Genomic DNA, 12,672 nt, shown 5'->3' with positions numbered 1-12,672 from the left:
GATTCTGTACTGAAATATATGTGCATGATGAGAACGGAAATGATTTAGGTATAACAAGATTAAATGATGATAATGATTTTGTCATTCCAGCTGCAGATCAAGGAGTGTATGACAGAAGAATTTTCGACCGACAAGGTTTTTTAATTGATCAACGATATTTCAATTCAGATGGTGTTCCTTCTGAGCAACAAGATGGAATCGCACGAATAGAACTCATAAGGAATGATAAAAGACTGGTAACTCAGGTAAGAAGATATGGGTTAAATGGTGAGCTGAAAAATGCTGCAAGTGATGGGGTGGCCATAATTAATATAGAATATACCGAAGATAGTCAGTTTAAATCCAGAACTGATTTGGATAAAGATGGCAATATCGTTGAGCGATAGGCGATGAGTGATGGGAGTAGCTTCGCCTAAACCATTCAGAAAATCATGTTAAAATACCCATTAAGATATCTGAGAAAGAACCTACGATATACGCTTATTAATATTCTAGGTCTTTCAATTAGCTTTAGTGCAGCCCTCCTCTTAATTGCTTATGCACTTTTCCATCTTTCATTTGATGATTTCCATCAAAATGGAGAGAATATATACAGGGTAAATATGCATCTTGTTTTTGCCTCCGGAGGAGAGGAAAGTTATGCTTCTACTTACTCCCCGGTAGGTAAACGTCTGCAAGAGGAGTTTCCTGAAGTAATTGACTTTGCCACTTTCTATAAAAAGGCCTCGCTGATATCTAAACTTAATTCTACTACTTCATTTAATGAGGAACGAGTTTGTTTCGCTACAAATTCTTTCTTTAAAATGTTTACAATACCCATTATTGAAGGCGATAAAACAGGTAAACTCAATGACCCAAGCAATATTTATATTTCCGAGTCGGCAAGCAGGAAATACTTTGGTGATGAAAACCCGATTGGAGAAGTATTAATCAGGAATCATAACGAAGAATACATTGTAAGAGGTGTATTTGAAGATGCTCCGGTTAATACCCATTTTAATTTTGATTTTATCATTTCTTTCAATGCTTATGCTACTATTGAGGAAGATAATGTTTATGAAAATTGGGCCTGGTGGGATACGTATTATTCATATGTACAGCTCGATCCCAATGCTTCTTTGAGTGGCCTTGAGGCCAAGTTTCCTGAATTTGTGAAGAAACATAGAGGTGATACCTGGGCAGAAAGAGGCTATCGTACAGACTTGTCACTTCAACGGCTTGATGAGATTCATTTCGGGTTAGCGGAAAAGTCTTTGGGAGATGATGTAAACACAATCAAAAAATCTGACATATCGACATTCATTATTATTGCCAGTTTTATTCTTCTTATATCGTGGATTAACTTCATCAACTTATCAACCTCACAGTCACTTACCAGAGGCAAAGAAGTAGGTATCCGAAAGATTCTTGGCTCTAATAAAAAGCAAATTGTAGTACAATTTCTAACAGAAACATTACTGGTTAATTCCTTGGCCATACTTCTGGCTGCTCTAATTTTCGCAACAGTTATTCCGCTGTTTCTGAATGAATTGGGTTTGGGTATTACGTTGGCTGATTTGCTAAGTATAAAATTAGTGGGTGTTTACATTGGAGTACTTCTCATCGGTTCTTTGCTCGCTGGTTACTATCCCTCATTATTATTACTGGCATTAAAACCAGTTTCGATCATTAAAGGCAAGTTTCAATCTTCTCTCACTGGAAACAGATTAAGAACTGTGCTAATTATTACTCAATTCACTTGTGCTATCGTTTTGCTAACTGTAACAGTTGGAATGTATGAACAAATAAGCCATATGAAATCACAGCAGTTGGGTTTTGATAGTGCCCATAAGCTTACTTTCAAAGCACCTGTCCAAAGAGATAGTCTCTATGATAATCAAGTAGAATCGCTATTAAATCAATTGGTAGCTGAATCTGAAATCATCAATTATACTTCCAGCAGTACTGTGCCTGGCATGCCTCAGGAGTTTCAGATAGGTGGTGTGAGAAGGGTAGGAGCTGAGACCGATAATTCCGCACATTTTGGTCTGGCTTATATCGATGATCGATTTGTAGATGTGTTCGATCTGGAATTTTTGGCCGGGGAAAACCTTCATGAGATTGGTGGCAGTGATCGTGATAAAGTATTAATTAACGAAGTGGCCCTTCATATTTTGGGATATTCTAATCCTGAAGAGGCACTTGGCACTGAAATAATCATCCCACGAGGAACGGTAACAGTCAAAGGTGTTATTAAAGATTATCATAACCAGTCGTTGAAATCTGATTACAAACCTACTGTTTATCGCTTTAGGGGTGAAGGATTTAAAAGCCATCATACTCTTCTATATGATGCTAATGCAGATATTCAAACAGTAATTGCTAAAACTCAAAAGCAATGGAATCAACACTTTGAAAAAGACCCTTTTGAATATTTCTTGTTAGCCGATAATTATGAAGATCAATACAAAGAGGACACCAATTTTGCGAAAGTTATTCTTGTATTTTCTGCGTTGGCCATTCTGGTTGCTTGTTTAGGGTTATATAGCATTGCTTTAATTAATGTTCAGTTTCAAAAAAGGCAGATTGCCATAAGAAAGGTATTGGGTGCAAAATTCTCCTCCTTATTAGGGCTTCTTTATAAGAAATATATTGTCATTATACTCATCTCATTTGGTCTTGCATTACCTCCTGCCTTAGTATTTATTAACACATGGAAACGGAATTTTGCTTTTAAGGCCAATTGGTCTTTTGACTTGGTTAGCAGTCCGCTACTATTAATTACAGCAATCACTGGAATAACCATTGCTTCCATTTTAATTCGAACAGTTAGACAGAACCCTGTGGAAGTAATCAGAAATGATTAAACATTTCATTTACCCTAAGGGATTGCCATCCATATAATTTTTAAACATCTCATATAAACATCTTCAATTGGAATTGGCGTTCTGTGAACTATTGAACCATGAAAAATATAAACTTCACTATTGCATTCCGATTTTTTAAGAAAGATCGATTATTTACCATTATTAACCTTTTGGGGCTTAGCATTGGTCTCGCTTGTGTTTATTTTATTACACTTTATGTGACTGACGAAACATCTTACGATAGCTTTATTGGTGAAGACGTTTACAGAGTAGCACTCAACCGCGAGTTACCTAATGAAAGTCATGATTTTGCCATTTCTCCGGCTCCTTTATGTGTTACGTTTAAACACGAGTTTCCAGCCGTAGAGCAGGCTTCAAGGGTATTATATACTCCGGAAATCAACTTTAAAGTTGAAAATGAAGAGAAGGATATTTCTTTTAGAGAAGAGAAGATTTACTTTGCTGACTCTTCCTTTGTTGAGTTGCTTTCGATACCCGTAATCAATGGTGTGGAAGAGCCGCTTTCACAACCATACTCTGCTGTATTCACAGATAAGTTCGCCATTAAATACTTTAATACTACCGATGTTGTGGGTAGAAAAATACTCATAAATGATACTGTAGAGTATAACATTACAGCAGTTGTAGAGGATGTTTCTATTAGATCGCATTTAGAGTTTGATATGTTACTATCATGGAATTCGTTCCCGAATGTTGATAATCCGGGATTCGACTGGGTAACGTATAATGCCTATAACTATATAAAGCTAGCTGAAACCGCTACCCCAGAATCTTTTGAAGGCCAATTGGGAACGATTGTTACTAATTACATCGCACCGCAAATTGAACGAATATTGAATCGACCTTATGCAGATTATGAAAATGCCGGTAATCGCCATAATTTTTATGTGCAAAAGGCAAAGGACATCCATCTTCATAGCAGGCTAACGCATGAAATGAAGCCTAATGGTGACTTCCAGTACATCATTTTGTTCAGTGTCATCGGGTTGTTTATTCTATTAGTGGCGGCAATCAACTTTACTAATTTATCTACTGCCAGATCCATTAAGCGAGCCAAAGAAGTAGGTGTGCGAAAAACACTTGGTTCAACCAAAAAGTCATTGTTTGTACAGTTTTTTATCGAATCAGCTGTTATGTGCTTGATGGCAGGTCTGTTGGCCGGAGTGTTCTTTGTACTGTTCTTGCCACAGTTTAATCAGCTGGCAAGCAAAGATTTGTCCTTTGATCAGATCAATTGGTTGGTTCAAATACCTTTATTTTTCTTAGTGATTGTGGTTCTCAGCCTTATGTCAGGGGCATACCCCAGCTTGTTTATTTCATCTTTTAATGTGGTGAAAATTCTAAAAGGCCAGGTGACGCAAGGCAAGAATAAAAATATACTGCGCAACACATTAGTCATTACTCAATTCAGTCTTTCGATATTTTTAATTATAGGAACTATTGTCATTAACCGTCAGGTAGATTTTCTAATTAATAAAAATTTGGGCTATGATAAAGAGCATATTCTAACGATCGATGATGCGAACCTGTTAAGCACCTCTTTTGTACCCTTTAAAAATCAGGTGGAGCAAATCCCGGGTGTGCAATCTGTTTCATCTTCATTGCAAGTCCCTGGCCGTGGAATATATGCTTTAACTTTTGAAGTGGTAGGTGAGTCTTCTACCGAAAGATACAGAGCAATATCTATGACTGGCGATAGAGAGTTCATGTCTACATATGAATTTGAAATTGTTGAAGGCCGTGGGTATGAACCACTACGTAATGATTCACTTTCCGTAATATTAAATGAGGCAGCCGTTAAATCTTTGGGTTGGGATAACCCTATAGGTAAAAAATTACTACCGGCTACATTTCAAAGTGAGGTAGAAGTAGTAGGAGTTGTAAAAGATTTCCACTTCACATCTTTGCATGAAGAAATAGGGCCGCTTTTAATCTTCAGTTATGACTTGAATAACTTCATCAGTTTCAATAACATTTATCCGCCTATTTTAAACTTGCGAATAGATAACTCAGCGGATGTTCAGCAAGTGATTGCATCGGTTTCTAATCTATGGGATGAATTGGTTCAGGAAGAAACAATGAATTATACCTTCCTGGATCAGGAGTATGAGGATAAGTACAGAACGGAAGTAAAGTTTGGTGATATATTCATGGTATTTGCCTCCATGGCTATTTTCATAGCCTTAATAGGACTGATAGGCCTTTCATCATTCTTTGCAATTCAAAAAACAAGGGAGATAGGAATTAGAAAAGTACTGGGAGCACCCTTTAAAAATCTGGTGTTTATCATGTCTAAAGACTTTATAAAAATGCTTTTGATCGCCAATTTGGTGGCATGGCCATTGGCCTACTATGCGCTTAGTCGTTGGCTGCAAAACTATCCTTACGATATAGCTATTTCTGTTGATATTTTCCTGATTGCAGGAGGCTCATCATTGGCTTTGGTATTGCTGGCAACTGGCTATCAGTCAGTGAAATCTGCCATGCTTAATCCAGTAAAATCAATAAGAATCGATTGATATAATAAATGCTCCGTTGATGTAAAACGGAGCATTCGTCATAGCTAATGAAAGTAATATAGATCAGTAATTAAGTTGTTGGGTTGAGTTGAAAGCAGCATTCTTTTTTAAGAGGCTGCTTTCTCTTTATTGTGCCTAGCCCAACTTCTAATTAAATACTTATAGGAGCTCACTATTCCTGCCTCAAAGAATTTACCGGATTGGTAACAGCTGCTTTGAAACAATGAAAGCTGATAGTTATGAAAGCAACGGCTAAACCTGCTACTAATGCATATAAAAAGACAATCCATTGAAAACCCACATTATAAGCAAAACCTTCTAACCAAGTACTCATACTATAATAAGCAATGGGTGCAGCCAGTACCATACCCAGCACAACTGGTTTTAAGAAGTCTCTGGAAACCAACGAAACAATTGTGGTAACAGAAGCTCCAAGTACTTTTCTCACAGCGATGGCTTTTTTCTTTTGCTGTAGTGTGAAAACGGTTAAGCCAAATAGACCTAAACAAGAAATAGAAATAGCCAATCCGGCAAATAATGCAAATAATTCACCCAACCTCTTTTCTTCGTCAAACAGCATGTCAAAGCTAGAATCTAGAAACTGATAGTCGAATTCGTAAGAAGGTAATAAGCTGTTCCATTTATTATTTACTTCGCTCACTGTTTCACTTATGTTTCCAGAATTGATTTTAAGAGCCATAAAACGACCTTCATAATTAGGTGCCAAATACATAACCAGTGGATCAATCTGTTCGTGGAGGTGCTTAAAATGAAAGTCTTTCACAACACCAATCACTATTCCTGATGTATCGCTTCTGTTTCCAAAATTCATTTGTTTTCCAACAGCATCATCCATTTTCCAGCCAAAATGCTCCACAGCTTTTTCGTTAATTACAAACTCTCGAAAGTGTTGTTGAGTATCTTCATTGAAGTATTTACCAGTAAGAAGTGTTATGTCAAGTGTTTCGAGTAAATCGGCATCACCGCTAAAAAGGTATAGATTTTCAGCTTGATCTGTATCCGCACCTTCGTACCATAAGCCACCCGTATTAACCATTCTGCCGGGCATTTCATTAAACCTGGTAATTGACTGCACACCTGAGATACTGAGTAGTTCATTTTTTACAGTCTGATCACCAATACTATCGTTTGGCATGGTAAGCACTAGCACTTGTTCTCTGTCGAACCCAATGTTTTTACCCAACATAAAATTCAGCTGAGAATTAACGACATATGTACCTACTATGATTACGAAGGCAATAGCAAATTGAAATACAACCAGGCCTTTTCTTAAAATTTGTCCGGCAGATTTACCCAAATACGTACCCTTAAGAACTTTCACCGGCTGAAATGAAGAAATGAAGAATGCAGGGTATATACCTGCCACAAAACCAGAAGCAATTGTAATGATTAAAAATACCAGCACCGCCTGAATATTTTCTAACGGATTAATAACCAGCTGCTTACCCGATAATTCATTGAACTTAGGTATGATCAGTACTAGCAGAACGATCGAAATTGCTAGTGAAACGAGGCTGATAATTACCGATTCGCTTAGAAATTGAAATACCAATTGCGATTTATTACTGCCTACTGCCTTTCTGATTCCTACTTCTTTGGCTCGTTTTAATGATTGAGCTGTGGAAAGATTGATAAAATTGATACACGCTATTAATAAAATAAAAAAGGCAATAGCCGAGAAAATATAGATGGTATTCATATTTCCATTGGCTTCAATTTCTAGCCCTCTGTTGGAAGTTAAGTGAATGGAAGTGAGTGGCTGAAACTTAATGATATTGGGTGTATCATCTGCTGTTAACTCCTGTTGTTCATCTAAAAAAGTAGATACCTTAGTGCCAAATGCCTGATGATCAATTGGTTCATTCATCAGAAAGTAAGTATAGTGATTGGTAAGATAGCCCGGTCCGTTTCCTTCAGTGACTGGCCGCATCGGTGCGAAGCTTAATGAAGAAGCCATTACATCCATGTGAACATGTGAATTGGAAGGCAATGGTTCAAAGATACCAGTCACTTCAAACGCATCTTCGCGGCCTGAAATGGTTAAAAATTTACCGATAGGATCTTCATTGCCAAAGAACGCTTGAGCCCTTTCTTCAGTAAGCACCATTGTGTTGGCCTTGGCTAGAGCTGTGGCAGGGTTACCCTCTAACAGCTGTATGTCCAGTACCTCAAAGACTGTTGAATCTGCATAAAATATCTTCTGTTTAATGCGCGTATTCGTGCTTTCATTGATAAGAATTGGCTCAATTGGCTTAATACGAGTATATTTTTCTACTTCAGGAAAATTTTCCTGAAGATTGGCTCCTAAAGTAAATGCAGATATGGCCCAGGTATTGGCTTCCAAGTCTACCACTGCTCTATAAATACGATCAGCATTTCTATTGTGCTTGTCATAGTTTATCTCGAAGAGCACAAAGAGTGTGATAATAATACAGCAGGTCATGCCAATGGATAAACCTGTGATGTTGATGATGGAGAAAGTTCTATTCTTAATAATCGATCTCCATGAAGTGATAAAATAATTTTTAAGCATGGTTGTTTTGTTTGAGTTTGACAATTAAAGGTAACCAAACCAGAATTGGCCCTAGGCTACTAAGTTTGATGTTCATTTTATTGTGGCCCGGGAGACCCTACATCAGCTACATATTTCCAATTACCTTCTTGTTGTTTTTTCCAAATGGTTAGGTAATAACCCTTACTGATAAAATCTACCGAGTCTTTAATGGTTAGCACATAAGTACCATAGGTATAGCCAAGATCACCGGAGTCTGCAATATCGGCTTTTACTGGCTCCCATTTAAGGTTGATTCTGGAACTGTCGATTCGGCTGTAAACAGTTTTAATCTGTTCGATACCCATAATGGTAGGCTGACCGCCCTGTAAAATCATGGCTTCATCGGCAGCATATCTTATAAATGCCTTTCCCATACCATGGGTTTGTGCCATCTCACAAAATTCTGTATCAGCCTGTTTTAGTTGTTCGGCATCTGAATTTTGTGCGTAAGTGGTTATTGTAGCAATTAGTGCTAAGAGCGCTGTTAATTGAATTCTTCTCATTTGTTTAGTTTTTATGCTAAACATTGGTCATTTAAGGGTTCTAAAGTGAGTTATTTATGCGTGCGGCATAAGAAGGTTATATACGGCAACCTTCTATCACAATAGACTTAATTAAGAGTTGAATGAACGTATAAGTTTGACTATCAAACTCAAATGCTATGCTTAAAAACCAGCTAATTACAGCCTTAAGGAATTTCAGAAAGTATCCGGAATATACCGCTATTAACATTCTGGGCCTTACTATCGGATTGACTACTGGAATTCTTATTTTCCTATTCGTTCAGCACGAAAACAGTTTTGATGAATTTCATCAAAATCATGAACGCACCTACAGGGTTCAAACCTATTTTAATACCGAAAACTACGAAGGCACTTGGTCGGCCTCCCAGGGGTATTTAATTCCTTCGGTAGTAGATCAATATGCGGGTATTGAAAGAGGCATTCGAATTAATCGGCCTTCACAACCCACTCAAATTCGATATGAGGAAGATGTGTACAATGAGGTAGATTTTCTATTTGCCGATTCTGTATTCTTTGAAGTATTTACACATGAATTTATTGAGGGCTCACCTGAAACTGCATTGGTGGGTACACAGGATATTGTTTTTACTGAATCTACAGCCAAACGATACTTTGGAAATGAGAGTGCGATTGGAAAAGTAATCCATGCCGATCAGCGTGATTATGTGGTAAGCGGTGTGATTGAAGATGTGCCCACCAATAGTCATTTAGCTTTTGATATGGTAGCAAATATGGCTGATTTAAGATCACGCTGGCCAACCATGGATGGTTTCGGACCTACCGTGTTTTACTCTTACCTTATGCTGGACAAAGGCCAGAATATAGTAGATGTAGGAAGGAACATAAATAAAGATATCTACAGCCTGATGGGCTTTACTGTTACCGAAGATAGTACCAATGTACCGGATGACTTTTATGCTGAGTGGAAATTTCAGAGGATTGATGATATCCACTTGAGTGGTAATTACGAGAAAGAATTTCAGGCAAATGGAGACATCAGGTATGTTAGAATATTTTCGACAGTGGCTGTGTTTATCCTGTTGCTGGCAAGTATCAATTATATGAATTTGGCTTCCGCCAGATCGACCAGAAGAGGTAAAGAGGTAGGGCTGAGAAAAGTATTAGGAGCAAAGAAAAAGAGTGTATTTAACCAGTTTATTGGCGAGGCATTTATCATTACACTCATTGCAAGTATTATTTCCATCATACTTGCGCTGGTTCTTCTTCCTGAATTCAATAACCTCACAGGCAAAGACTTGACCTGGAACATTCTTACCAATTATCAACTGTTATTATCCATTCTGGGAGTTTTAATAACACTGAGTGTCATGTCAGGTTGGTATCCTGCAGTTGTGCTTTCAAATATAGAGGCATTACAAATACTCAAATCTAATTCTACCGGATTGCAAGGGAACAAAAAGGCAATGTATATGAGGCGAGGTTTGGTAATCTTTCAGTTTACCATTTCCATTCTTCTCATCACAGGGACTATTGTTGTAAAGCAACAATTAAACTTTATTGATGTACGTGATATTGGCTTTGATAAAAACGGCCTGTTTGTACTCCAATTACCAAATAATTTACCCCGAACAACTCTTGAAACCATTAAAACAGAGCTCGAATCTAAATCGATGGTGAGTCAGGCTTCTCCAACTTCTGCGTTGCCGGGTAAGCGGGTTCCAATTCTCACGGTACGTGTTCCAGGCTTGCAGGAAGAAGCACCGGAGGAGGGTGAGCAGCAAGATTTGGGATACCGTTCTATCAGAACAATTTTTACTGATGCTGATGTAGTAAACACGTTTAAATTCAAGTTAAAGGATGGTAGAAGCTTTAACTCAAGCGAGGCCGATTACAATCATGCGTTTTTATTGAATGAGGCAGCTGTTGAGGCATTTAATATTGAAGATCCGATAGGCAAGCCTTTTGAGTATGTATATGGCTTAGATACACCAAAAGTTGGCCAGATCATAGGAGTGGTGGAGGATTTTAATTATGCCTCTGTTCGCACAGAAGTGGAACCGCTATTGATTCATCTAGGACAGAACTGGTTGCAGTATATGAATGTGCGATACGAATCTGATAAACCAGAAGAAGTTACAGCAAGCGTAAGAGAAATATGGAATAAGATTCTACCTGGCCTGCCTTTCGAGTATTTCTTTTTGGACTCATTTTATAACACCATTTATGAGGAAGAACAGAGCTTAGGAAAGGTGATCACTTACTTTACTTTACTGGCCATCGTTATTGCATGTCTTGGGCTATTTGGTTTAGCTTCTTATTTAGCTGAGATCAAAACAAAAGAAATTGGAGTGAGAAAAGTATTGGGTGCAAGCGTTAATTCGTTGGTACTTCTTTTTTCCAAAGAGTTTATAGTTCTCATTGTTATATCTAACCTAATAGCCATTCTGCCATCCATTTATTTTATGACCGACTGGCTCGATGGGTTTAGTTATAAGATAGGCCTAACAGCCATTCCATTCATTGTTAGTTTTGTTTTGGCCCTAGTAATTGCCTGCATTTCAATAGGCATTAAAATACTAAAAGCTGCAACAGCTAATCCAATAAAATCAATACGAGTAGAATGAAAAAATTAGTTGCCTTTTTATTTTTTGTAGGGTTGTATCAAATGTCTTTTGGGCACCCTGCTGGTAGTTTAATTGAGTTTAATAATAAAATTGTATGGTCGTATGTAAATCCGGTTGGTGATTTAGACCACCATGCGTGTATTATGGTTTGGGACAAAAAAACGGAGCCTAGGGTGTACATAACCTCAAAATTTGCAGGCAGCGATTATCTGCTTTATGCTAATGATGATGAGATGTATGTCATTGAAAGAAGGCATAATCATTCAACGGACAAGGCAGAGTTTCGAGTACTTAAAACGGATTTGATAGGTGAGCCACAGGAATTATGGCCCTGGCAGGAAAATAACCATAGAATAGGGGATGCCGGCTTTTACATGCAGGATGACAATGAAATTATTTTTAGCAAATACCCATCAGTTTATCGAATGAAAAAAGGAGTCAGCCCAGATAGAATTGGTGTACCAATTGAGAACGTTGGTCGAATAAGAAAGGTGAACGATGGGCTTCTAATCTTAAGTGATAATGATTGTTATCTCATGGATGAAGGCAATCATATGGTTTTAAGACAATGGAACAATATTGATAAGGAGGTAGAAAATGCACCACTCAACCGAAACATGATCTATGATTTTGATTTATCAGAAAGAGGATTGATTGTAGCATATTGGGGTGGGCGTGAGTTTTTGTTAATGACTGAAAATAAGAAGGAAACGATAAAAAAAATGAAAGGAAATTTTGTTCCGCATTGGGTGCTGGCCTCAGAAAATGAGTGCTTTTTATTTTCTTCTTTATTGGATTTTGATCAGCCTATTATAGATAACAAGTCCACAATTCAGCCGCTTCTTTTGCGCTATAATTTTAAAGAGTTCAATACTATTTGGAATGCAGATATAAAGTAATTACACATACTTATATCTGCATCTTTAAGGGATAAAAAATGGCGGTTATCAATCTTTAAAAATCAAAATAAAGCATATTGGATTTTTACGTTGCTGTATTCATCATCACTCAATTGAACTGATTTGTCTGAGTCCATCGTTAGTTTCCAAACACCATCCACTTTCTTTAAGGCAACATTAAATAGGCCATAGTTTCTTACTACATATTCTCCTTCTGCATTTATAGACCGGAGTCGGTAATAACCTGTTTGATATCCATCATCACCTTTGATGGCAGTGCTCAAAATAGCAAAGGATATATCGATACTTTTATTATTCGCTTTTACAAATCCTAAAAACCGTTCAACGTTATCGAAATATTCAGAGCCTCTTTCAATGCGATTTTCATTGATCGTGACTCTCAATAAGTTCTCGTCATGTATCGATTTGAATTTGGTGATATCCAAATCACGATAGGATTCCATAAATGGCTGCCAAACATCAGTTTTAATTTTTTCTATATCCTCATGTGAAGCCTGTACTGGTGCGGGCTGTTCTCCTCCAAATGTGGCTATTACCGAGAATAAGATAAGTAGTAAGGTTGATTCTAATTTTTTCATGGCTCAAGCTAGCTCTAAACAAAGTTGAATTTCCTGCCTTTTTTGAAAAGTGGAGCTATTATAATTTTGATGGTTAATGGTTGGAGTAGAAAGGTTTTCCTAAA

At 37.4% G+C, this 12,672-nt stretch carries 8 protein-coding genes; 5 read left to right on the top strand and 3 right to left on the bottom strand.

Annotated elements, in window-relative coordinates:
- The 3 genes from RLO81_RS01115 to RLO81_RS01105 all read left to right on the top strand — a co-directional run.
- The coding region (locus tag RLO81_RS01115) for a hypothetical protein (protein WP_350105988.1) at positions 1 to 386 on the top strand (386 nt) is incomplete at its 5' end.
- Between the two features lie 45 nt (positions 387 to 431).
- Complete coding sequence (locus RLO81_RS01110; RefSeq protein ID WP_350105985.1) at positions 432 to 2,846, top strand: ABC transporter permease; 2,415 nt, start codon at positions 432 to 434, stop codon at positions 2,844 to 2,846.
- A gap of 98 nt (positions 2,847 to 2,944) precedes the next feature.
- A complete protein-coding gene (locus tag RLO81_RS01105) occupies positions 2,945 to 5,386 on the top strand; it encodes an ABC transporter permease (protein ID WP_350105982.1) in 2,442 nt (813 codons plus the stop codon).
- A 172-nt stretch (positions 5,387 to 5,558) separates the two neighbouring features.
- On the opposite strand, the gene RLO81_RS01100 is transcribed toward RLO81_RS01105, so the two are convergent.
- The gene (locus RLO81_RS01100) at positions 5,559 to 7,940 is read right to left on the bottom strand and encodes an ABC transporter permease (RefSeq protein ID WP_350105979.1); all 2,382 of its coding nucleotides are present in this window, start codon (positions 7,938 to 7,940) and stop codon (positions 5,559 to 5,561) included.
- A 77-nt stretch (positions 7,941 to 8,017) separates the two neighbouring features.
- A complete protein-coding gene (locus RLO81_RS01095) occupies positions 8,018 to 8,464 on the bottom strand; it encodes a YybH family protein (RefSeq protein ID WP_350105976.1) in 447 nt (148 codons plus the stop codon).
- A gap of 158 nt (positions 8,465 to 8,622) precedes the next feature.
- Here RLO81_RS01095 and RLO81_RS01090 point away from each other — a divergent pair, with 158 nt between their 5' ends.
- Positions 8,623 to 11,070: an ABC transporter permease gene (locus RLO81_RS01090; protein WP_350105974.1), complete on the top strand. Its 2,448-nt coding sequence runs from the start codon at positions 8,623 to 8,625 to the stop codon at positions 11,068 to 11,070.
- Positions 11,067 to 11,969, top strand: a complete 903-nt coding sequence (locus RLO81_RS01085) for a hypothetical protein (protein ID WP_350105972.1) — start codon at positions 11,067 to 11,069, stop codon at positions 11,967 to 11,969. The genes RLO81_RS01090 and RLO81_RS01085 overlap by 4 nt, the downstream gene beginning before the upstream one ends.
- A 62-nt stretch (positions 11,970 to 12,031) precedes the next feature.
- Here the strand turns inward: RLO81_RS01085 and RLO81_RS01080 are convergent, their stop codons facing one another.
- On the bottom strand, positions 12,032 to 12,568 hold the full coding sequence (locus RLO81_RS01080) for a Cif family virulence factor (protein ID WP_350105970.1): 537 nt from the start codon (positions 12,566 to 12,568) through the stop codon (positions 12,032 to 12,034).
- Between the last annotated feature and the right edge of the window lie 104 nt (positions 12,569 to 12,672).

The sequence above is a fragment of the Fulvivirga sp. genome (assembly GCF_040220315.1).
Classification (GTDB): Bacteria; Bacteroidota; Bacteroidia; order Cytophagales; family Cyclobacteriaceae; genus Fulvivirga.
Note: the sequence above shows the minus strand (reverse complement) of the source record. Positions and strands in the feature narration are given on the sequence as shown.